Consider the following 23,317-nt stretch of genomic DNA (forward strand, 5'->3'; position numbering starts at 1 on the left):
TTCTTGTTCAAGTCTGTCATTCTCTTTCCGGCCTCATCCCGCCGTCGTCATCCGCCGTCGCAGGTGCTTCAGCTGGGTCGCCACCGTGCCGTCCGTGGAGACCGACCCGTACTGGACCTTCATGCCACCAAGGACCGATGGGTCAACAACCGAATTGATATGGACCGGTTTACCCAACTTACGTCCATATACATCCTGGATACGGCTGGACTGTTCATCGCTCATGGGAACCGCCGTGGTGACGGTGACCATGACCTGGTCCATGTGTTCGGAGAACCTGTCGACCAGCCACATGACCGTGTCGGGGAAGCGCCGCCCGCGTAGATCCTGGGTGGCGTTCAGGGCGAGCTGCTCAGTGACCGGGTGCATATCCTGCTCGTCCAACAGGGACTTCAGCAGATTCACCCGGGCCTCGGGCCTGCCGTACTCATCCGAAAGGCGGAAGAGCACCAGGGGCATGCCCAGGAGGGCGGAGTGTATCTCTGCCAGCTCACCGGCAACCTGGTTGGTGATACCCAGGGCGTCGGCATAATAGGCCGTCGCATCCACGGACAGGTCCTCCGCGGCATTGGCGATGTGGGCAATCCTGCTCCACTGGTGGGCCACCAGGTCGTGGAGGATATCCACGGTCAGGGGGTCGGCCTCCTGGCCCAGAATCAGGTCGATCACCTGCTGCTTGTCGGCGGCCGAACGGGAGGGGTCGGTCAGGGCCCTCTCCAGGGTCTTGTTGGCATCCAGCAGGTTGACGAAGGCATAGAGCTCCGTGGCGACACGGAGAGCATCCTCCCCTTTGCTCTTCAGCCGGGGTGCATACTTGTCGCGGGTCTCCTTGTCGGAGGCCAGTGAAGTCTCTCCTCGCATCTCACCTCCCCTTCCGCGTGAACGATGATCCTGCAGTCTGCCTGTCAGTCATCTTGCCTTCTGCTTGTCCGCTTCGTCCTTGTCGGCATCCGCGATGATCGAGTCGATCATGGAGGACTGCACGGCACTGTCCTGCAACTGGGAACCCAGGATCTTGCCCGCCAGTGCGGTGGCCAGGGTACCCACCTCACCTTTCAGGGAGACCAGGGCCTGCTGCTGCTGGGATTGCAGGGAACGCTGGGCGTTCTCGGTAATCTGGCTCGCCTCGGTCTCGGCCCTGCTACGGGCATCTGCGACTATCCTGGATGCCTCGGCCCGGGCGTCATCCCGAATCTGCGAAGCCTCCACGCGGGCCTTGCCCAACTGGTCCTCATACTTCTTCTTGGCCTCATCGGCATCATCCTTCGCCTTCTTGGCCTTCTGGATGTTGCCTTCGATCCTGGCCGAGCGCTCATCGAAAATCGACTGGAACTTCGGCATGAAGAACTTATAGAAGAAGACAGCAAGAATGAGCAGGATGATCAAAGACCATACAATGTCGTAGAGCTTGGGGATGAACAGTTCTATCCCGTTGCCGGCTGCTACTGCGTTCATTGGCTCCTCCTTTCCGCTATCGAAGCCATGCCATCTTGTGCATCATGGCGATGCATCCGCCGCATGGAATCAGGCGATGAAGAGAGCCACGAAGCCCAGCAGTGCCAGCACCTCAATCAGGGCCAGACCGATGAACATGGTGGTACGCAGCTGTCCGCTGATCTCGGGCTGACGGGCCATGCTCTCAACGGTCTTGCCCACCGCGATGCCCAGTCCCAGGGCAGGACCCAGGGCGGCGATGCCGTAGCCCAGGATGCTCAGATTGCCGGAGACCTCAGCAAGAGTGATGATGTCCATTTATTTTCCTTTCCTAAACCGTTGCCGGTTCTTGGATCTTGGCACGGTACCGACCGCTGTGAACCTGTCGGTACCGCAAAACTCTATTGATGCAAACGTCAGACGCCCGTACGGGGCCTCCAGGATATGCCCCTTACCGGAGTCTGCGGTTGCGATTCATCGGTTCAGTCCTCCTCGGGGTAACTCATGGAGATATAAACCGTTGAAAGGATGGCGAAAATATAGGCCTGCAGGGCAGCCACGAAAATCTCGAAGGCCGTCAGGGCAAAGCCCAGAGCGAACCAGCCGACGCCCGCCAGGGCGAGAAGCTTGTTGGTGGCCTCGATGACGTAGAACTGGGTGAAGGCCAGGCTGACGGCCACCAGGAGGTGACCGGCGACCATGTTGGCGAAAAGCCGGATGGTCAGGGAGGCCGGCTTGACGATGATCATCTCAAGCAACTGGATGGGGGTAAGAATGATGTACAGGGGCCAGGGCACCCCGGCGGGGAAGAGCTCGGTCTTGAAGTAGCCCCAGAACCCCTGCTCCCGGATGCCGGTGATCATGTACTGGCAGAAGGTCCAGAGCGCGAACACCAGGGGCATGGTGATCGTGGCCGTGGCCGCGATGTTCATGCCAGGAATGATGCCGCAGAGGTTGAACACCAGGACGGTCAGGAAGATGGTCGTGATCATGGGTACGTAGCGCTTGCCACGTACCTCGCCCAAGGTGTCGTAGACCACGGAGTCGCGAATGAACTCGATAACCCACTCGACAGCCCCCTGCCAGCGCGAGGGAATCAGTTTGGCCCGGGAAGCCGTAATGCCCAGGACCAAAAGAATGACCAGCATGGCGACAAGCCTGACCAGAATGATCCGGTTCATGGCGAATGGCGTCCCCTGGAAAAGGATCTCCGGAGGCAGAAAATCGTCAACGGAAGGGAGCTCGCTCGGCGTGGCCATGGCCAGACTGATTGTCCCACTCCCTATTGCCTCTAACATCTATCGCCTCCTGAAACGACGTAGTGCTCACTATAGCGCGGATACGCTCTATTTAGCGGCACCGTATCGGTAGTGTAGCCCAACACATCGCTTGCTCGTAACCGACACCTCACAGGCTTGTTACGAAAATCAGATTGGGCACCGAAAATTCCATCCGGAACTGGCCGATAGGAAGATTAAAACTCTTCATTGACCTTGTCGAAGCCTCCCCTGACCAGCCCATATCCATCGGTTCCCAGGGGGCGGTACCGGTCACGACGGGGCGCACCCGGCTCGTGCCTGATGGACCGGTCCGTGCCCAACTTGCCGGCCGCACGCAGGGCCGGAACCATGGCCAGGTCGTAGGGAGTGGTCTCATATACCCAGTTCAGCCAGTTGCGCCAAAGGAGGTTGGCGTGGGCCCGCCATGAAAAGACGGGTTCCAGGGTGGGGTCGTCGTGGGGGAAGTAGTTGGTCGGGAAGGGGACATTGCAGAGCCCCCTATCCGTATCGCGGCGATATTCCTGGGCCAGGGTGGCGCGGTCATACTCCCAGTGGCCCAGGGAGAATATCTCCGAAAAGTCCTGGGTGCAGATCAAGCCGGGACCAGATTGGGGGCCCCAGGTCAGCACCTGCAGGTCCGGGCAGGCCCGCACCTGGTCCTCGTCCACACCGGCCAGGCGGGAGTGGGGTTGAAGGGAAATCTCGTCAAACCCGTTGGTGATGAAGCAGTACTCGTCCTGAAGGTACTGGGGGAAGACCCCAAAGAGTTTACGGTCGAGGAGGTGCTTGGCGACGCCGTACCGATGGTAGAGGGCGGCCATGGCACCCCAGCAGAGATACATGGTCGAAAAGACATGGCTACCGGCCCAGTCCAGGATACGGGTCAGTTCATCCCAGTAGTCGACCTCTTCGAACTCCAGCTGCTCTACCGGTGCCCCGGTTACGATAAGGCCGTCGTAGCAGTTGTTCCGGAGCGCATCCAGGTTCTCGTAGAACTTGACCAGGTGATCCTGGCTGGTGTGGGTGGCCTCATGGGTGGAGGTCTTCATGAAGTCGACGTCGACCTGGAGGGGCGACTTGGAAATCAGCCTCAGGAGCTGGGTCTCGGTCTCCACCTTTTTGGGCATCAGGTTGAGGATGACCAGCCTGAGCGGGCGCATCTCCTGACGTTCCGCCTCATGGGTCTCCAGGGCAAAGATGCGCTCCGAATCCAGGATGGACCTGGCAGGCAACCCGGTGGGGACGGTGATAGGCATAGGTCCATTATCCCCTATCCGGTTTCGGCGACCCCGGGACTTCCGATTGGTGACCCACGCAATCGCCCAAACTTGACAAAAGTCGACCAATCCGTAAGATGGATAACTGCTGTGCAACACAGCCGACGCGGGGTGGAGCAGTTCGGTAGCTCGCTGGGCTCATAACCCAGAGGTCTCAGGTTCAAATCCTGACCCCGCTACCAGTGGCCTGGAATTCTGAGGAATTCCAGGTTTTTCTTTTCCCCCGCCATCGCTCACCACTCTGAGGTTTCCCGGAGGAAATCTGGAGAGCAGGGGCCAGGACGGGCAAAAGGGTAGGGGTCTCCAGGGGTCAAAACCGGCTGCCTTTTCGGATCACCGGCTACTTCCGCCTCTTCCTGACGAGAAGGAGGACGACCAACCCGACGAAGGACGAGATGGTGAGCAGGACCAGGGCCAGGGAAACCTGGGCACCTGTTGCCGACAAGCCTGACGAGGTCCCATTCCAGTCATCAAGGTTGGACTCAACCTCGGTGTCTGCGCACAGGGTCTGCCCCTCGACCGGCTCGGATCCTCCGGCTGCGGCCGTCCGGGTCAGGGAGCCGTCCTGATCCGGCATGGAGTCAGGAGAATCGACCGGACAGGTGGTCAGTGGACTTCCCTTTACCCTCGCCCTGTCGGTATGGTGTCCGGACACCCCCACCAGGGTTCCATGAACGTCCACTGACTGTCCGGGTTTGAGAATCAGGTCATTCCACCCCTGCGGATACCTGAAGTCAATGACCCGGCCACCGCCATTGACCGTCCAATCCTCCAGAGTGAGATCCTTGGCCCGGAAAAGGGGACCTCCTCCTGTACCCGGATCCTTGCCGGAATCGTTGGTGATGCGGAAGACAATATCCGTATCACCGGCGACAGGCAGGGCCTGGCTGGGATGGTCCCGATCGCCATCCGGATACCCGCTGACCTTGTCGAACTTCTCCACATGCAGGCCTGGGGTCAGCTCCGGTGTCCTGGTCCACACCGCATTGGAGGGAATCACCTTGTCCTGGTAGTACTCGGTGAAGCGGTTCTCATGCCTATCGACGGTGACCAGGCGACGACACTGCAGGTAGGCTCGCCACCCCACCTCCTGGTCGGGCATGGCGGAAACCATGGCCAGATATGTTGCCGTGGCGGTAATCGCAACCTTCCCATCCGACCCGGAAACCAGGGTGAAGAGATCACCGCCCAATGGCGAAGCATCAAAGTCGGAACCAGCCAGTTGCCCACCCTTATGAACCAGAACCTTGCCACCCCGGTACAGGTCCCGAGAGGCGTAGACGGCCCACTGCCCCGTAAACCGATCCACGGCAGGGACCAGTTGGTCTTCAATCCGCCATTGGTCCACCTGGGGGTAGGCCCTGCCTGGGGGAAGGATGCTTGAGTCCAACCTGTACAGGAAGGAATCGTCACGGTAGACGCTCCTGCCATCTGAGCCCCTGCCTCCCACTGCCACCACAACGTCCTTGGCAGGATTGAGGGGTTGCAGGGGGTTGGAGACGACGTTGGTCTTGCGCCTGATGTCATTCAACACCTGTATGCCTTGGTTCCTCAGCACCTGTCCGCGCCCGACCCTGATGACCCGGTACGGCAGGATGAGATCATAGGTGCGCCCGAGCAGGGACTGGTCGATGGACGGTTCACCCAGAGGGCTATGCCCGATTCTGCGAGCATAGGCCGCCAGATCCGCGGGCTGCGGATCGCCGTTTACAGTCAGGCCGGTTGCCGGGATGAAGGTGTCGACGGTCCTGGCGAAGGCGTACACAACCCCACCCTGAATCTGAATGTTGAACCGAGCGGTGTAGTCCTGCCCGTCTGATCCCATGACCCGGATGTGGCCCGGATCAATGCTGAGGTGCTCATCGTCGAAGTCATCCACCAGGCCAAGTCTCCATACCTTGTATGCCAGGTCGGACTGGCTGACATCCATGGTTATCCGGTAAACCCCCGTATCCCCCTGGAGAAGGGTCCGCCCATCGATGTTGACCGTCTGATCGCGGGAGCTGACAACACGTTTGACAGGGTTGACCTTCGGGGGCGGGTTGACGACCCGATTCGAGGGGGTCAGGGAGTTATTGATGGTGAGCACCCACTGGTTGTCCACCCGATGATCGGTCGGGGCCGCCTTATCCACCACTCCCTCGAAGCGAAGCTGGACCCTGGGATTGCCCGAGGCCCGCCACTGCCCAATCAGACCCGCATCCTTCAGCGAAACACGGACCAGGTGCAGGCGATCGTCCCAATGCGTAGAGTATCCGCTCTTGGGAATCGGCCTACCCTTGGCAAGGTCCATCATCTCAAGGGTTTGTTTGTCCGGCCTGAACCACTGGTCGTAGGTGTCGGTGAAGGTAATCTCCTTGACCGGATAGGCCAGGCTTGCGGGAAGGGAGGGCTGTGAGTCCAGCTGGTACTCCAGTCGCTGGCCGGGATGGACGATCTTTCCGTCCACACTTCCCTGGGTGCCTCCCTGGCTGGACTCGGAGACCACGTCCTTCCTGACGGGAGGCAGGTAGGCGCAGATACCCGGACGGTTGGTTTCAGCAGTCTGCCCATTGACGGTCTGGAATCCCCTGTTGGTCAAGGACCCGTCCCCACCCGGCTGGGCAGGCATGGCAGCACAGAAGTTCACCTCTTCACCCGGGCCCTTGCCCATATCCTGCCGGACCTGCGCCGCCCCGCCACCATTGGCGAAGTTGACGACGAACGGCACCAGCATGGTCACCTGCAAGGGGTTCGGCATCCTCTGCAGACGCGCCAGGTAACCGCTCTTGGCCCTGGCTCTGACCGTCGTTCCAGAAGCGGTGATATCGAACCGATCGGTCACGTCAACACCATGCTCACTGATGTCCGAAACGCTGCTTTGCCGGTAACGGCCATCACCATCCGCTACACCTTTGGCCTCATAGACCCGCACCTTTTCGGCACCTTCCTGATCAACCAGATAGTCGGCGGCGGACCAGTCGTCATCCAAGGAAAGCAAGTCGGGAGCCTGGATGAGGCCGGAATCCACGGTGGCGTTGACCACGGCACCGACCTCGTCACCGTCCAGAAAGACATGACCATCGGCTCCGGTCCGGTTGGTGCGTTCCGGATCGATGACGGTGCGCCACTGGCCTGTTGAAGGGTTTCGGAGCACCCAAGACTTGTCAGGGTTGGGTGCCCAGGTGGAGAAGCTCCGTGTCGGGGTAGGATGCTCGACCTCAAGGGTTACCCCCTTCCACCAGACAGCACCCGTATCCTGCAGGATATTGGTGGTCGGCTGGTGCACGGTCACATCCAGGCCCCACTGCCAGACATGGTTCGCCGGCATGTCACCTCCCCGCCAAACGGCCACGGCACGATTCGCGGGTGGGGTGGCCCCGGTCACGGTGTTGAAGTCAAAGCGACCGCTCAGGTCCTGCCCATCCGTCAGGTCAACCACCCTTTGGTTGCCGACGGTGTAGCGCTGCCCCATGGGCTGGAAGTCGTCTCGGAAAACCAGTTCACGGCCGTTGGCTCCTGTATCCGTGGTAATCCGCGTCTGATTCGTCATCTGGTCCGCACTGGTCCCCAGCTCGACCTGCTTGTCGGCCTGGGTTGGCGGTTGATCGGCCGGCCTGGGTTCGAAGTCGTTAAGCATGATCACCACCAGGGAGATGCCGCGCTCGTTGCCGGCATACCGCTCGGCCAATCCATCCAGCGAATCTCCGGGCTGGTCCCAAAAAGCCTGGCTTGTTCGGTAGGAGACACCCCGGTTGCTGTATGGCCGGACCGCCACGGACCGTCGCCAGTTGTCCATCCAAATGGAGTGCTGGGCCATGCTCACCCCGTCGAAGACCCGTTGCCCATCACTCATGCCGACAACGACGCCCACGCCGGTGACCCGGCAGTTCCCCTGACCGACCCTGTCGGGATGGGCCTGGTCAAATCTGCCCATGCAGTTCCTGTTGGCCTCCTCCAAGGCCTCCCGCTTGACCCGGGCCGTGGTGCCATTCGCCCCGTCCCTGATACGCATGACCCCAAAGGCCTTGTCGATACTGGCTACCGTATAACCACCAAACCCTCCCGAATCATCGTCACGGTAGGCCCAGCCCTGCCAAAAGGCGCCATGCCCCACTGCGCCGCCTCCGGCATGCCCGGACCCACCTCCCGCCATGGCCGGCGACAGCGGCACCAGCATGACCACCAGGGCAATCACCAAAGCCAGCGGACTGGGGCCTTGTCTTCTTTGTTTCATCTTCGTCCTTTTCTTCGGATTGAAATCCTCGGCCAGGGATGGCCAAGGCTGGGAGCAGGGGCGGAAATGCACTGTCTTCGAAAGTCATCCAGCCAGGCATCCTCCACCCCGCGGACCCTGAGTATGACCCCGGGAACCGGCCAGGCTCTCAACCCGGAAAGGATGTGGTCGAATGTGCGCCCGCCTGGCTATGCTGTGTATGAGAAAACACCCGATTCGGCCGAGCCCGCGTGGCCACGGCCAGACAAAGGAGACAGGACTATGGCAGAGACCTTCAACGTGCTGGTCGAGATTCCCCGCGGTTCGCGCAATAAGTACGAGGTGGACCACGAAAGCGGACGCATCATGCTGGACCGTACCCTCTTCACCTCCATGGGCTACCCCGACGACTACGGCTACATCGAGGACACCCTGGGCGAGGACGGCGATCCCCTGGACGCGCTGGTCATGATTCCGAACTCCGTCTTCCCCGGCTGCATCATCGAGTGCCGCGCCGTTGGCCTGTACCACATGGTCGACGAGGCGGGCGGCGACGACAAGGTTCTCTGCGTGCCCGCCGATGTCCGCTTCGATGACATCAAGGACATCGACGATGTCTCCGACTTCCACAAGCAGGAGATCAAGCACTTCTTCGAGCAGTACAAGGCCCTGGAGCCCGGCAAGGAGGTCATGCCCGGCGACTTCTGGACCAATGCCGAGGCTGCCGAAACCGAGATCAAGGCCGCTCGCGAGCGCCTGGCCAACCAGAAGTAAGGGCAACGGACCGTTCTGATTTCACCGCCCATTGTGGCGGAAGTGGTGTGTCGACATTCCCCGTATTGTCGGCACACCACTTGCATATCCGCAGATGAATGTGCAACTGCTCACAGTGTTGCCGAGCAAGGGCGCTCGCACCGCCTCAAATCCATCGATTACCTCTTGACCCGTCTACCATGCGAAGTAGGAGATGCCCGTAATAGCAGGGAGCCGCTATGACCTTTTATACCTATACCTATCTCAAAGGGGGCCAGACCGACTGGCGGCTGATCAAGATCGTCATCATCGTCGCCCTGGCCCTGGCTTTCCTCTTCTTCCTGGTCATGTATGCCCGACGTAAGTGGGATCGGAAATTCAAGGACCTGGCCATCATCCTGGGCACCCTCCTCCTGCTGGCTGCCGCCATACAGTACAGCGACTTCACCAACCTGCGCACGGCCAGTGTCCAGAGCGGCCAGTTGACCGTCGTCATCGAGAAGTCGGCGGCCAAGCTGGACGTGGACCCCCGGACCATCAGCATCAACGACACCTCCAGGAACAACGACATGATCATCAAGACACCCAAGGGCTACTACACCCTGGTGTTCAACAGTTCCGGCTCGGAGTTCCTCCTGGAGAAGGCCGACCTTTACAAGCCCGACATCACCGTGATTGGAGAGTGACCCATGGATATCAATTTCTACGTCAACGTGGCCCTGAAGCTGATTGTCGGTCTTCTCTTCATCACCCTCCTGATCAACGTGACCGGCAAGGGGAACCTTGCCCCCACCTCACCCATGGACCAGTTGCAGAACTACGTACTGGGCGGCATCATCGGCGGCGTGATCTACAGCAACTCCATTTCCATGGCCCAGTATGTCGTCATCCTGCTGATCTGGGCTGCGCTGATTCTGCTGACCAGGTATGCCAAGACCCACATCCACATCGTGGGGAAGTACATTGACGGGGAGCCGGTCACCATCATCAAAAACGGGGAACTCCTGGTCAGGAACTGCCTGAAGGTGAACCTGACCGCCAAGGAGGTTGATTTCAAGCTGCGGACCAAGGGAATCAACGATATACGGGACGTCAAGCGATGCATCGTCGAGCAGAACGGCGGTTTGACGGTCATCTCCAAGGAGGACCAGGACGTGCGCTATCCGGTAATCCTGGACGGCCGGGCCGATCCCGATGTGCTGGACATGATGGGCAAGGACGAGGAGTGGCTGATGAAGAGCCTGAACGACAAGGGAATCAGGAAGGTCTCTGACGTCTACATGGCCCGATATCAGAATGGGAAGCTCTACGCGGTCACATATCGGGATAAATAGGGCGGCCCGTCGACGAAAACACCTTGCCACGCCCCGCCTCAGTTGGGTATACTGAGCACTTGTATCTAGTAGGCGTGACAAGTGAACAGCATTCAGCGAATTCAAAGCCGACTATTCGGCAGTTCCGCTGTCAACGCACCCGAGGCGTAGGCGGGTTCGAGGAAACCTGGTCGAGGCCCATCCCCTTGTGGGATGAACATCTCGAGGAATGCTGTGTTCATCAGACTCATACTGATTTCCCTAGGCGTGTCCGCAGATTCCTTTGCCGTGTCCATAGGCAAGGGACTCACCGTCCGTAAGCTTGAAGTACGTCATCACTGGTTGGTCGGACTCTGGTTCGGAGGGTTCCAGGCCCTGTTCCCCCTGATCGGTTACTTCGCCGCCTCCCTGCTTGAAGATTATGTAACAGCGGTTGATCACTGGATCATCATGGGACTATTGGGAATCATCGGCATCAATATGATTCGCGAGGCGGTTTTCGAACCCGATGAGGAGGAGGGAGCCGAACAGGGCCAGGCAGGCCGGGAAGAAACCGATTCAGAGGAGACCGGATCGAAGGCGATCGCCTACAAGGAGGACCAGCCGTCGACCCAGGCCAAGGAACCCTTCTCCTGGAGGAACATGCTCCCCCTGTCCATCGCCACCAGCATCGATGCCTTCGGGGTCGGTGCCAGCCTGGCCCTGATGGATGTCAATATCTGGCTGGCCGTGCTGGTCATAGGAACGGTGACGGCCCTGGCTTCCATGCTCGGCCTGCGAATCGGCAACCTCTTCGGGGCGCGATGGTGCAAGCCGGCCCAGATAGCAGGCGGCATCATACTTATCGCCATGGGCGTCCAGATATTCATGGAGCACCTGGGCATCCTCCCCTGAACCACTAACAGACAGGGGAGTTGTCAGACCAGGAAGTGCAGGGCCGTAATGGACAGCGCCACCAAGGCTCCGGAAAGCATGACCGGCACCAGGGCCATCCCAAACCAGGCAGGCCCAACACGATTGGTCTGGCCGGTCTTTTCGACCTCTTCGGCATCCGCGACAGCCAGATCCCGCCCCCACTCCCTACCGGCCAGGACAAGCCCCACCAGCAGAATCAGACCGACCACCACAACCAGCACCACGGCCAGAGGGGCGGCCTCCATCGAACCGGCGACAAGCGAGCAGAGGGAGGGAAGAAGGACCCATCCCGACGCACAGACCACCGCCAGACCGGAAAGGGCGGTGGCGGAGATGCCGCGAATCACCATTCGCCGATTCTCCCGGGCCATCTGCCGGACGAACATGACCACAGCCAGGATGGTCAGCAGGAGGCCGGTGGACTCCAACCAAAGCCTGGCCAAGGGCCAGGTGGAACCCGGGTCGCCCCCACTGCTCCAGATCCCTTCCAGACCCGTAAAGCCGGGCAGGATGAAGACAAGAGCCAGCGATATCAGACCCAGCAGGGCGGCGATACCCCTATCCGGATCGGTGGGGATACCTGGACCCACGAAGGGCCAGCAGGCCACCAGGGCGAATATGGCGACCACCACAAGAACTGCCTGAAGGATACCGGACACACCAAGGACTCCCAGCGCCCAGGCCGCCAGGGAGGGCAGAATCAGCAGGGCAAGGGCCAGCAGCTGGGCCACCATGGGGGATTTACCCCCGGTCCGCTTGACGGTATCCACCACGTATCCTCCTGTTCGCCGGTTTCGGCAGGTTTCATTGACCGGTCGTTATCAACAATCCTAAGCCAGGCACCCTCCCTGAGGACGGTCACGGCACGGAATACCCTGTATCGGATTGTGAGACCGGCGACAAGCCTGATTGTACAATGATGACAATTGTTCATCCTGTTCGCATACAGTGGACTGCACACGATGAAGGAGGGTGGGGCATGACCGATCTGACGCTGATGACCTTTGCCAAGGATCCCGCGACTGTTCTGCCGGCATTGGCCCTCCTTTCCCATCGCGTCAGGGTCCTCCCCCTGGATGCCGCCTCACTGGTCAAGATGCCCGAGGACACCGTCCTCTTCATCGATGCCAGCGACGACCTGGCGAACGCCAAGACCATCTGCAGCCTGTTACGCGCCTCGGGACTGACAACACCGATCATCCTGATTCTGAGCGAGGGAGGGTTCACCGTGGTCAACGCCCAATGGGGCGTGGCGGACGTGGTGGTCCAAACCGCTTCCCCGGCCGAGGTGGAGGCCCGCCTGCGCCTGGTCTGCCAGCGGGACACCCCCCAGGTCCAGGCCGACCAGCATCAACGCATCACCGAGGATCAGGTCCCCACGGGCCGGGTTCGTTGCGGTGACCTGGTGGTGGATACCGAGAGCTACACGGCCAGGGTTCACGGACGCCCCATCGATCTGGCCTACAAGGAATTCGAACTGCTCAAGTACCTGGTTCAGCACCCGGGCAGGGTCTTCACCAGGGCCCAACTCCTCCAGGAGGTCTGGGGTTACGACTACTACGGCGGCACCAGAACGGTCGACGTGCACATCCGCCGTCTGAGAGCCAAGCTGGGTGGCGAATACGAACACCTGATCGGGACCGTGAGAAACGTGGGATACCGGTTTGACCCGCCCGAATCAGCGAAGGCAGGCAGGGGTCGGGTACAGCCCCCATCGCAGGGCGACCCCCAAACCCAGGGTCCTGCACCTTCAACCGCCTCACCCCGGAAGGGGAAGGCAGAGGAAAAGAAGCCGAACGACAGTGACCAGTAGGAGAGAATCCGGCAAGAACGATACCGATGGGGACGGCACTGCAGGCAGGCGAACCGGCGGAAGGGAGTCCAAGGCCGAACGCCTGGCCAGAATGCACGCCGAATATGACATCCTCCGGGAGGTGTACCCGGAAGCCTACTGCGCCCTTCACTTCCACAACCCCTTCGAGCTTCTTGTAGCCACGGTCCTGAGTGCCCAGACCACGGATAAACGGGTCAACTCGGTCACTCCGGAGCTCTTCGAGCGCTACCCTGACCCCGCGGCCATGGGCGGGGCGAACCCCCTCGATATCGAGGACATCATCCACTCCGTGGGGTTCTACCACGCCAAGGCGGAGCACCTGGTGGGACTCTCCCGGATGCTGGTCGACGACTTCCAGGGAACGGTGCCCAAGACCATGGAGGAGCTCACCCAGCTGCCGGGAGTGGGACGCAAGACCGCCAACGTGGTCCTGGGCAATGCCTTCAGGATTCCCGGCTTCCCTGTGGATACACACGTCACTCGGGTCACGGGCCGGTTGCGGTGGAGGACGGACTGGCGCAGCACCCACCCCGACCCCGTCAAAATCGAGCACGAGATATGTGACTGTTTCCCTCCCGAGGACTGGACCGACCTCTCCCACCGACTGATCTTCCACGGCAGGCAGACCTGCCATGCCCGCAAGCCGGATTGCCTGAACTGCCCGCTGTCCGCAACCTGCCCCAGCGCCGGAATCCTGGACTGACCCGCCGCCCCGTTAGAATCGGGAGCATGGCAAAGCACAAGGGCAAGGCCTCCAAATCCAGGCATCATCTTCATCCTGGTGGCTGCGATGCTGGCTGCCGGTGTCTATCTGGCCTGGCCTCTGATCATCGGCAGAGGCAATCCCCGCCTGGGAATCCTCAGATCCGATGACACCATCCACATAGCCGCCCGCGAAGCCCCGCAGTCCTTGGACATCCGTACCGAAACCGACCTGCCGATCGAGCAGGCCCTCCTTGGGAACGTCTACCAGACCCTGCTCACCCCCGACCCACAGGGCAATCCAGCCCCTGGTCTGGCCCAGAGCTGGGACGTCTCCACCGATGGACTCATCTACACCTTCCATATCCGCGCCGACGCACGGTTCGCGGACGGACGGGTCCTGGACTCCTCCGATGCCCTCTGGTCCCTCCAGCAGATTGTCGAAAAACAGTATGTCGGACATGAGTGGCTGACCAACCTGGCCAAGGTCAACACCCCGTCCATCACCACCCTGACCATCGGATTGAGCAAGCCCGATGCCCACCTCCCCAGGGCCCTCTGCGGCCGTGCAGGTATTGTCTACGACCGTCAGGCCCAGGTGAACTACTCCGTCGCATCCGCAGGGTCGGGCCCCTACAAGGTCAAGGACTGGCGACCGGGATCATCGCTGACCCTGACCAGAAACGACCAGTACAAGGGGCCGGACACGGCCAAAACGGCGACCGTCGTCCTGACCTACAACAGCCAGGATGCAAACGCGGTCGAGCAGGTGCAGAAGGGAACCCTCGACGCCATCGTCGACCTCACCCCCACCGAGGCGGCCCCGGCCGAGGAAGCGGCGGACGGGGCAGGGAGTGAGGTCAAACTCTCCACCGGCCCCAGTCAGAACAACCTGGTCCTGGCCTTCAACAACAGTCCCGACTCCCTGTTCTCCGACCAGCACGTACGCGAGGCTGTCCGCTACGCCCTTGACCGCCAGTCCCTGGCCAGTCTTGAGGCCGGAGGCGCCAAACCCCTGGGGGGGCCGCTGAATGAAATGAGTCCGGGCTTTGATGCCGGGCTCCAGGCCTTCCCGCACGACTCCGAAAAGGCCTCCCAGTTCGCCTCCTACTACTCCCAGTCCTATTACAAGGGCGGCCTGCGCCTGGTCTATCAGGACACCTACGGCAGGCAGATCGGAGACATGATCGCCTCCCAACTTTCGGCAGTGGGGATACCCAGCAGGGTCACCATGGTGGACCGCCCCACCTTCCGCGACCAGGTCCTGAACCGCCACGACTACGACATGACCATCCTGACCATGGATAATGATCAGATCGGCCGGTTTGCAGACCCCAACACCACCATGCTCTTCGACAACCGTGCAGTCCAGGACGCCTGGAATCAGGTACTCGGCTCGGCCAGTCAGGAGGAGTATGCGACTCGGCTCGGGGCATACGCACGCCAGGTCAGCGACCTCTCCCCCAGTGATTGGCTCTATGCCCGCACCCCCCGGATTCTGGCCTCCTCCAGACTTCAGGGCATGCCCCATACCATGGTCGACCAGTACCTCCCCCTGTGGAACCTGGAGGTCAGGCACTGACATGCCCGGCAGACGCCGGCTCCTTGTCATTGTTCGTCCATAAAATGCTGGTATGTCTGCTGAAAACCAAGGAATCGTCAACGCCAGCCTGACCCCCCTGCCCGACAGGGTGGGCGTGGATGGCCTGGAGGAGAAGTGGTGCCAGGACTGGGAGCAGTCCGAGGTCTACCGCTTCCGCAACTCCCGCGACCGCAAGTCCGTCTATTCCATCGACACCCCGCCGCCCACGGTGTCCGGCCACCTGCACGTGGGTCATGTCTTCTCGTACACCCACACCGATGTCATCGCCCGTTTCAAGAGGATGCGGGGCTATGACGTCTTCTACCCCATGGGCTGGGACGACAACGGACTGCCAACGGAGCGCAGGGTTCAGAACTACTACGGGGTGCGCGTCGATACCTCCCTCAAGTACGACCCGGATTTCAAGCCACCCTTCCATGGCACGGACGGGAAGAAGATAAACGCCAAGGACCAGGTTCCGGTCTCCAGGCAGAACTTCATCGAGCTCTGCGAGGAGCTGACCGCAGAGGACGAGAAACTCTTCGAGAGTCTCTGGCGTTCCCTGGGGCTTTCAATCGACTGGTCGCAGACCTACCACACCATCGGCGAGCATCCCCGTCGGGTGGCCCAGAAGGCCTTCCTGCGGAACCTTGCCCGGGGCGAGGCCTACCAGAAGGAGGCCCCCGGACTCTGGGACGTGACCTTCCAGACCGCCGTGGCCCAGGCCGAGCTCGAGTCGCGTGAGTACGACGGTTTCTACCACCGGGTGGCCTTCCGCTTCCAGGACGGCACCCCCATCTACATCGAGACCACGAGGCCGGAACTCCTGGCGGCCTGCGGGGCTCTGATCGCCCATCCGGACGACAAGCGTTACCAGCAGTACTTCGGGCAGAAGGTCTACTCCCCCCTCTTCAAGGTGGAGGTTCCCATTCTGGCCCACCCGGCCGCCGAAATGGACAAGGGCGCGGGCATAGCCATGTGCTGCACCTTCGGCGACGTGACCGATGTCGAATGGTGGCGCGACCTGAAGCTCCCCACTCGTTCCATCATCCAGCGCAACGGTCGAATCATCATGGCAACGCCGGACTGGATCACCGACCAGGGCGGCAAGGATATCTTCGAGCAGATCGCGGGGAAGACCACCTTCTCCGCGCGGAAGATCATCGTGGACGCCTTGCGTGAGGCCGGCGACCTGGACGGGGAGCCCAAGCCCACCAAGCGCATGACCAACTTCTACGAAAAGGGCGACAAGCCCTTGGAAATCGTGACTTCACGCCAGTGGTACCTCCGTAATGGCGGCACCGACAAGAAGCTCAACCAAGAGCTCTTGGAACGGGGCAAAGAGCTTGATTTCCACCCCGACTTCATGCGGGTTCGATATAGCAATTGGGTGGAGGGCCTGAACGGTGACTGGCTGATTTCCCGCCAGCGCTTCTTCGGCGTCCCCTTCCCCCTCTGGTATCCGGTGACCGAGGATGGCGAGACCGACTACGCTCATCCCATCACCCCAGCGGAGGATCGGCTCCCCATCGACCCCAGCACCGACGTGCCCGAGGGCTTCGACGAAACCCAGCGTGACCAGCCCGGCGGCTTCACGGCCGAGAAAGACATCATGGACACCTGGGCCACCAGCTCCCTGACTCCTCAGATCGTGACCCACTGGGCCGAACCGGGTGAAGAAGACCAGGCCCTCTTCAAGGCCACCTTCCCCATGGATCTGCGCCCCCAGGGCCAGGACATCATCCGCACCTGGCTTTTCAGCTCCATCGACCGGGCGCACCTGGAAAACGGCTGCCTGCCCTGGAGCAATGCAACCCTGTCAGGGTGGATCCTGGACCCGGACCACAAGAAGATGAGCAAGTCCAAGGGCAACGTGGTGGTCCCCGACGAACCCATCAAGAAGTATGGTGCAGACGCCGTGCGTTACTGGGCCGCATCGGCCCGACTCGGGCTGGATGCCACCTACGACGAGGGGCAGATGAAGATCGGCCGCCGTCTGGCCGTCAAGCTGCTCAACGCCACCAAGTTCGCCCTGGCCATAGGTCGTGAGGACGAAAACCATCATGTGGGCCAGGCCGCCAAGGCCACCTGGGACCCTGCGGATGTGACCGTTCCCCTGGATCGCGCGGTTCTGGCCGGGCTTGCCCGGGTGATTGACCAGGCCACCCAGGCCCTCGATGACTACGAGCACTCCAAGGCCCTGGAAACGGTGGAATCCTTCTTCTGGAACTTCTGCGATAACTACATTGAGCTGGCCAAGAACCGCGCCTACGGAACGGCGGAGGCCACCGGAAGGACCCCCGATCAGGCCCAGGTATTGAGCGCCCGGACCACCCTGGGGCTGGTGCTGGATGCAGTTGATCGCCTCCTTGCCCCCTTCCTGCCCTTCGCCAGCGAAGAGGTCTGGCAGTGGATGCACCAGGGCGAAGGCTCCGTACACCGCGCCACCTGGCCTCAGGCAGAGGCATACCGGGAGGCCGCACAGGGACAGGACCCGGAGCTGCTGACCTGGGCGGGGAAGGCCCTGGCCTCACTGCGCAGAATCAAGTCCGAGGCCAAGGTCTCCATGAAGACCCCCATCCTTTCGGTCACCCTGAGTGTGGCGCCCGAAGGCATGGATGCCGTCAGGGCCGCCTTGGATGACGTGGCCGAGGCCGGGAGGGCGACAGGTGACATGAACCTTGTCGAGGAGTCGGACGGTTCAGATGCAACCGGCCCCGCCGATGAGGAGGCGGGCATACGGGTGACCGCCAGCCAGCTGGGCGAGCCCCCCGCCAAGAAGCCGAAGAAGTAGACCGGACCGGGGTCGATTCTCATCCCCGCAAACGGTACCCAAGAGCGCCTGTGGAGCCGGCAACCCGCCCGGCTCCACAGGCGCTCTTGTTTTCCATAAGTCCCAGGAGATAGCCGCCTCCGTCTGGCGGCTGTCGTAAGTGAATACCCTTTACGCCTCTCTCCCGGCCACGCGGGAATGGATGCGCTTGGCAGCATCAGCCACCAGGTGCAGGTAGGCCTCGGCCAGGTCGGGATCCAACCCGCCGTCCTGGGCCAGGGAACGCAGACGCTCCACCTGTTCCGACTCCCGCCCCGGATCCGCTGGGGCAAAACCCGCCTCGGCCTTCAGGTGGCTTATCTGCCTAGTCACCCGAAAACGCTCGGTCAGCATGTGGATGACCGCAGCATCGATATTGTCCACACCGGCTCGGAGCTCTTCCACCTCACGGGCCCGATTCGCCACCTCCGGGTCCCCCGCCCCGACCTGGTCGTGAATCGAAGTCTCTGCTTCCTGGTTGTTCATAACATCCCAGTCTATCGCCTGACCTGATTGGCAGAACGCGGATACAGCAAGGGTCGTCCCCTTCCGGTTCCAACGGATGGGGACGACCCTGCAGCAATGACGCTTGGTGACCGGCATGGGCCGGTCGGCGCAGGCTACTTCTGACCCAGCATGGACTGGTTGATGGCAGCGAGGAAGTCGCGGTTGGTGGCCGTCTTCTTCAACCTCGGCACCAGGGTCTGGTAGGCCTGCTCGGTCTCCATGCCGCCCAGGAGACGACGCAGCCGGTAAACCACGGCCAGCTCATCGGGTGAGGTGATCAGTTCCTCACGGCGGGTGCCGGAAGCATTGATGTCGATGGCGGGGAACATGCGCTTGTCGGCCAGGTCACGGGTCAGGCGCAGCTCCATGTTGCCGGTTCCCTTGAACTCTTCGAAGATGACCTCGTCCATCTTGGACCCGGTCTCCACCAGGGCCGAGGAGATGATGGTGAGGGATCCGCCGTTTTCGATGTTGCGGGCGGCACCGAAGAAACGCTTGGGCGGGTACAGGGCCTGGGCATCCACACCACCGGAGAGGATACGTCCGGAGGCCGGTGCCGCTATGTTGTAGGCCCGGGCCAGTCTGGTCATGGAGTCAAGGAGGACCACCACATCCTGGCCCAGCTCCACCAGGCGCTTGGCGCGCTCGATGGCCAGCTCGGCGACTGTCGTATGGTCGGTCGCCGGGCGGTCGAAGGTGGAGGAGATGACTTCACCCTGGACCGTGCGCTCCATGTCGGTGACCTCTTCCGGGCGCTCGTCGACCAGGACCACCATCAGGTGAACCTCGGGATTGTTGGCGCTGATGGAGTTGGCGATGGACTGGAGGGTCAGGGTCTTGCCTGCCTTGGGGGGCGAAACGATAAGACCTCGCTGGCCCTTGCCGATGGGGGCAACGATGTCGATCAGACGACCGGTGATGTTCGTGGGCTGGGATTCCATCCGCATGCGCTCCTGCGGATAGAGGGGGGTCAGCTTGTTGAAGTGGGGACGGTCACCGGCATCCTCGACGCTCATCCCGTTGATGGTGTCGATGGCCTGCAGGGGAACGAACTTCTGCCTCTGATTACGGTGGTCACCCTCACGCGGGGGGCGGATGGAGCCGTGGACGGCGTCGCCCTTGCGCAGGCCATACTTCTTGACCTGACCCATGGAAACATAGACGTCGTTGGGGCCGGGCAGGTACCCGGAGGTGCGCACGAAGGCATAGGAATCCAGCACATCGATGATGCCCGCCACAGGGACCATGTCCTCTGCCTTGAAGCTCTCTCGCCTCTCCTCCCTGGGCTCGAAGTCACGGGAGTTGCGGCGGTTGTTGCGACTGTTGTGCCGGTCGTTCCGATCGGTACGATCGTTGCGTTCATTGCGGTTGCGGCGATCGAAGGAGTTGTGCCGGTACTCGCGGCCCTCCTCACGTCCTTCCTCGTAGGAACGCTTGCGGGAGTGGTCGTTGCGCGCGGGCAGGGCGGCCAGGATATCGTCCAGATTACGCACGCTTCCGTTGCCGTGTTCTTCGTTGCCCTCGGGCTCACGCTCATGGTCGCGCTCGTTACGGGAACGGGTGGCCCTATTGCCACGCGTCGAATCAGTGGAACGATGGCGGCGGCGGGAGATGATCACGTTCTCCTCATCGGCCACGGTGTGGGGGAACCTGCCCTCTCTGCTGTCATGCCCGTCCTTATGGGCAGCAGCGTTCTCGTCAATGCCCAGAACATCGAAGAGATCACCGATCTTCTTTCCGTCCTGGCGGTCCGAGCTCTTCTGCGTCCGGTTTTCCGTGCCGGAGGTCCCCTCGTCGGAACCATCCAGATCCATTTCCTTGACGGACACTTCCGCATCGGACCTGGTTGTATCTTTCCTGGCCTGGGGCGCGGACTCCGGAGTCCTGACGGTAACGCCTGCCGGAGCCTCGCCACCGGAACGGGCGGCCTCTATGGTCTCGATCAGGACCGGTTTACGCATGGTGGAGATGCCACGCAAACCCAACTGTCTGGCCAGTTCTTTGAGCTCAGGCAGTTTCATAGAATGTAAATCTTGGCTTGTTGCCACTGTTATATTGCCTTTCCTACGCCATGCCGAATAAAACCAGGCAAATAGCTTGAGAATATGCGGGTAAACCGCTAATGAAAGATCGATACTGATTCAACCGTTCGAACTTAAATAAAGAATACAACGAGGCCCGGATTCCCGCAAGCACGGGCCCAGCGTGTCATTAAGGCCGTAAACTGTCCATTGTGGACAAGAAAAGCAGAGCTCGCACAGACCGCCGTCGTGAATTCGTGGAGACCGCAATGCGGCTCTTCACCCAAAACGGTGTAACCACCACCTCGCTACGCGATATCATCAAGGCCATGAACGACGGCAAGGGTGTCGGCATGAGCGTTTTCTATTACTACTTCGAGTCCAAGGACGACCTGGTCAATGCTTGTCTGAGTACATACTTCGACCGCCAGGCCCAGGATGCCATCGAAATCCTGGACGACCCCTCCCTTGATGTGCAGGATGTCCTTGACGGTGTTGCCATCCCGCTCATCGCCGGGATCCAGAAACTGAGCGAGGCGTTCGCCGACAACGAGAACTGGTACAACTACCTGGGTTCAAACGCGAATCTGGTAAACGGGTTCATGACGAAGATAATCTCCCACCTCGCCCAGGCCCTGAGCCGCTGGTTGGAGCAGGGGAAATTGCCCCGGACCGTGCTGACCGATGCAATCGACACCGAAACACTGGCCTGGCTGATCAGTGATGGGATGTCATCGGTGATCGACAACAGGAAAATGGCCCTGGACACGTCAAATGAGGACGAGATGTACGCAGTTCTCTTCGAGGGGGCCGTGGCCTTCCTCTCCCAGCTGCTGGGACGGCCCCTGAAGATGCCCCAGGCGATTACTTCTCTTCGTGATATGACTGCTCGGTGTTGACGTTCCAGACGTTGGCCTTGTCCGTCCTACCGGACTTGATGTTCTTGACGGCCTCCATGGAAGTGGCCATCGAGTGGTCCTGATTGTTGTAGTGGTGCTGCCCATTGCGGCCCACGCAGTAGAGGTTTCCGAAGGAATCCAGCCACTCGACCAGTCCGGGCATCTCGTCGTAGGTGTCGAAGTATGCGGGGTAGGCCTTGGCCACCCGCTCACGGTGGGAGTCCATCACGTCGGTGGGACCGTTGATGATTCCCATCCTGGTCAGTTCCTTAATGGCGAAGTCCGTGGCTTCCTTGTCGCTCATATTCCAGAAGTCATCACCCTCTTCGCAGAAATACTCGAGTCCGATCCAGACGGTGTCGTCCGCCTTCTCGACCATGTAGGGACTCCAGTTGTTGAAAATCTGAATGCGGCCCATCTTGTAGCCCGGGTCCTGCACGTAAATCCAGCAATCCGGAACAATGGGAGGATCGCCGAGGGTCTTCATCTTTGTGGTGTTGCGGATACGCAGATGACGGATGAGCAGACCGACTGTAACGAAGTCACGATACGGCAGCCCGTCTGCGACGCGGACCATCTCCTTGTCGGCTGAGGGATCCTCACGGGCGATGGCCTCGACCAGGTCCTTGACCGGCATGGACGAGATGACCTGATCGGCCTTGAGGGTGACCTCCTGACCGTCGGCATCCCGGTAGACCACGGAGGAGATACGCCCATCCTCCTGGTTCAGTCCCACCACCTCGGCTTCGGTGATGACATGGACACCATGCTCGACGTTGCGGCGCTCCACGGTCTCCCAGAGCTGACCGGGCCCCAGCTTGGGGTACCAGAATTCCTCAATCAGGCTGGTCTCGACCTCGCGGGAATCACGCTTCTTGGGGAGGAGCTTCTGGAAGGCGTTCTTGAGCACGCCCATGATGCTCAGTCCCTTGACCCTCTGGGCACCCCAGTCGGCACTGATCTCGCGGGGGTGACGGCCCCAGAGCTTCTCGGTATACCCCTCGAAGAACATGGAATAGAGCTTGCGCCCGAAGCGGTTGATGTAGAAGTTCTCCAGGTTATCTTCAGGCAGCTTGTGAATCAAGGACTTCAGATAGCTGAAACCGGCCTGCATGGTCAGCTTGAAACCCATTGCCTGCAAGGTCTGGGGCGAAAGGGAGATGGGGTAGTCCAGGAAATGGTGGTTCCAGTAGATTCTTGAGACACGGTGGCGCTTGAGCATGACCCTGTCGGTCTGCTCGGGGTCGGGACCACCCGGTTCCAGGTCGTGGTGACGACCCAACTTCTTGTCGTCGTAGGAGGGGGCTCCCTGGAGGGGAAGCACCTCCTTCCACCAGTCCATGATCCGATCGTCCTTGGAGAAGAAGCGATGGCCGCCGATGTCCATACGGTTCCCGTTGTGCTTGACGGTACGCGAGATACCGCCGAAGGTATTGGTGGACTCAAGGACCGTGACGTCGTACTTGTTGTTTCCGCCGTCCTTGACCAGCTCCCATGCCGCCGTCAGTCCAGCAGGACCTCCGCCGACGATAACCACAGACTGCTTGCTCACCTTGCCAACCTCCTGAAAACCGGATAATTCATGTTCATTCTACCCAGGGCTCTGGAACCGCGGATCATTTGACCACTTCCCTCACGATTCCCAGCCATTCCGGAACCTTCCCGCTCAACCGCGGAGATGAATCCGCAGAAGCCATACAATCCCTTTGCTGGGACAATCGGATCAACTGCGGTCAAGGCACCAACCACCCTGCCCCTCTGACCCGGAAAGCCCGGGTACGATACAGGGCCAA

General features: G+C 60.9%; 19 protein-coding genes and 1 tRNA gene. 10 read left to right on the plus strand and 10 right to left on the minus strand.

Features of this window, described 5'->3' with window-relative positions; genetic code table 11:
• Positions 1–33: 33 nt before the first annotated feature.
• The 5 genes from BINDI_RS06190 to BINDI_RS06210 form a co-directional block, all read right to left on the minus strand.
• Complete coding sequence (locus BINDI_RS06190) at positions 34–861, minus strand: F0F1 ATP synthase subunit delta (protein WP_033491208.1); 828 nt, start codon at positions 859–861, stop codon at positions 34–36.
• A gap of 48 nt (positions 862–909) precedes the next feature.
• A complete protein-coding gene (locus BINDI_RS06195; RefSeq protein WP_033491206.1) occupies positions 910–1,455 on the minus strand; it encodes a F0F1 ATP synthase subunit B in 546 nt (181 codons plus the stop codon).
• A gap of 69 nt (positions 1,456–1,524) precedes the next feature.
• A complete protein-coding gene (atpE, locus tag BINDI_RS06200) occupies positions 1,525–1,752 on the minus strand; it encodes an ATP synthase F0 subunit C (RefSeq protein WP_015022486.1) in 228 nt (75 codons plus the stop codon).
• A gap of 164 nt (positions 1,753–1,916) precedes the next feature.
• The gene (gene atpB, locus BINDI_RS06205) at positions 1,917–2,732 is read right to left on the minus strand and encodes a F0F1 ATP synthase subunit A (protein ID WP_033491203.1); all 816 of its coding nucleotides are present in this window, start codon (positions 2,730–2,732) and stop codon (positions 1,917–1,919) included.
• 176 nt (positions 2,733–2,908) lie between these two features.
• Positions 2,909–3,970: a homoserine O-succinyltransferase gene (locus tag BINDI_RS06210; protein ID WP_033491201.1), complete on the minus strand. Its 1,062-nt coding sequence runs from the start codon at positions 3,968–3,970 to the stop codon at positions 2,909–2,911.
• Positions 3,971–4,096: 126 nt separating this feature from the next.
• Here BINDI_RS06210 and BINDI_RS06215 point away from each other — a divergent pair.
• Positions 4,097–4,173 (plus strand) — tRNA-Met (locus BINDI_RS06215).
• 158 nt (positions 4,174–4,331) lie between these two features.
• On the opposite strand, the gene BINDI_RS06220 is transcribed toward BINDI_RS06215, so the two are convergent.
• On the minus strand, positions 4,332–8,207 hold the full coding sequence (locus tag BINDI_RS06220; RefSeq protein WP_033491199.1) for an LPXTG cell wall anchor domain-containing protein: 3,876 nt from the start codon (positions 8,205–8,207) through the stop codon (positions 4,332–4,334).
• Positions 8,208–8,468: 261 nt separating this feature from the next.
• On the opposite strand from BINDI_RS06220, the gene BINDI_RS06225 reads away from it, so the two are divergent.
• The 4 genes from BINDI_RS06225 to BINDI_RS06240 all read left to right on the plus strand — a co-directional run bounded on the left by BINDI_RS06225 (position 8,469) and on the right by BINDI_RS06240 (position 11,146).
• Entirely contained in the window at positions 8,469–8,960 is a 492-nt protein-coding gene (locus tag BINDI_RS06225; protein WP_033491197.1) for an inorganic diphosphatase, read from the plus strand.
• Between the two features lie 218 nt (positions 8,961–9,178).
• On the plus strand, positions 9,179–9,625 hold the full coding sequence (locus BINDI_RS06230; RefSeq protein ID WP_033491195.1) for a DUF3290 family protein: 447 nt from the start codon (positions 9,179–9,181) through the stop codon (positions 9,623–9,625).
• A gap of 3 nt (positions 9,626–9,628) precedes the next feature.
• The gene (locus tag BINDI_RS06235; RefSeq protein WP_033491193.1) at positions 9,629–10,273 is read left to right on the plus strand and encodes a DUF421 domain-containing protein; all 645 of its coding nucleotides are present in this window, start codon (positions 9,629–9,631) and stop codon (positions 10,271–10,273) included.
• A 213-nt stretch (positions 10,274–10,486) separates the two neighbouring features.
• Entirely contained in the window at positions 10,487–11,146 is a 660-nt protein-coding gene (locus tag BINDI_RS06240; protein WP_081830884.1) for a manganese efflux pump MntP, read from the plus strand.
• 23 nt (positions 11,147–11,169) lie between these two features.
• Here the strand turns inward: BINDI_RS06240 and BINDI_RS06245 are convergent, their stop codons facing one another.
• Positions 11,170–11,940, minus strand: a complete 771-nt coding sequence (locus BINDI_RS06245) for a hypothetical protein (RefSeq protein WP_033491190.1) — start codon at positions 11,938–11,940, stop codon at positions 11,170–11,172.
• A 206-nt stretch (positions 11,941–12,146) separates the two neighbouring features.
• On the opposite strand from BINDI_RS06245, the gene BINDI_RS06250 reads away from it, so the two are divergent.
• The 4 genes from BINDI_RS06250 (at position 12,147) to valS (ending at position 18,079) form a co-directional block, all read left to right on the plus strand.
• Entirely contained in the window at positions 12,147–12,980 is an 834-nt protein-coding gene (locus BINDI_RS06250) for a winged helix-turn-helix transcriptional regulator (RefSeq protein WP_033491189.1), read from the plus strand.
• A 91-nt stretch (positions 12,981–13,071) separates the two neighbouring features.
• A complete protein-coding gene (gene nth / locus BINDI_RS06255) occupies positions 13,072–13,704 on the plus strand; it encodes an endonuclease III (RefSeq protein ID WP_033491302.1) in 633 nt (210 codons plus the stop codon).
• An 87-nt stretch (positions 13,705–13,791) separates the two neighbouring features.
• Positions 13,792–15,285, plus strand: coding sequence for an ABC transporter substrate-binding protein (locus BINDI_RS06260; protein WP_041031350.1), 1,494 nt, complete (start codon positions 13,792–13,794; stop codon positions 15,283–15,285).
• A gap of 52 nt (positions 15,286–15,337) precedes the next feature.
• Complete coding sequence (gene valS / locus BINDI_RS06265; RefSeq protein WP_033491185.1) at positions 15,338–18,079, plus strand: valine--tRNA ligase; 2,742 nt, start codon at positions 15,338–15,340, stop codon at positions 18,077–18,079.
• 150 nt (positions 18,080–18,229) lie between these two features.
• Here valS and BINDI_RS06270 read toward each other — a convergent pair whose 3' ends face one another.
• Together BINDI_RS06270 and rho are read right to left on the minus strand one after the other, a co-directional pair.
• Positions 18,230–18,583 (minus strand): chorismate mutase, encoded by a 354-nt coding sequence (locus BINDI_RS06270; protein ID WP_033491183.1) that lies wholly within the window; start codon positions 18,581–18,583, stop codon positions 18,230–18,232.
• A 134-nt stretch (positions 18,584–18,717) separates the two neighbouring features.
• Positions 18,718–20,652, minus strand: a complete 1,935-nt coding sequence (gene rho / locus BINDI_RS06275; protein ID WP_033491182.1) for a transcription termination factor Rho — start codon at positions 20,650–20,652, stop codon at positions 18,718–18,720.
• A 185-nt stretch (positions 20,653–20,837) separates the two neighbouring features.
• Between rho and BINDI_RS07205 the strand changes: the two genes are divergently transcribed.
• Complete coding sequence (locus BINDI_RS07205) at positions 20,838–21,524, plus strand: TetR/AcrR family transcriptional regulator (RefSeq protein ID WP_146208247.1); 687 nt, start codon at positions 20,838–20,840, stop codon at positions 21,522–21,524.
• On the opposite strand, the gene BINDI_RS06285 is transcribed toward BINDI_RS07205, so the two are convergent.
• The gene (locus tag BINDI_RS06285; RefSeq protein ID WP_033491181.1) at positions 21,490–23,076 is read right to left on the minus strand and encodes an NAD(P)/FAD-dependent oxidoreductase; all 1,587 of its coding nucleotides are present in this window, start codon (positions 23,074–23,076) and stop codon (positions 21,490–21,492) included. The two genes, BINDI_RS07205 and BINDI_RS06285, sit on opposite strands and share 35 nt — an antisense overlap.
• Positions 23,077–23,317: the final 241 nt, after the last annotated feature.

It is taken from the genome of Bifidobacterium [indicum] DSM 20214 = LMG 11587 (genome assembly GCF_000706765.1).
Classification (GTDB): domain Bacteria; phylum Actinomycetota; class Actinomycetes; order Actinomycetales; family Bifidobacteriaceae; genus Bombiscardovia; species Bombiscardovia coryneformis.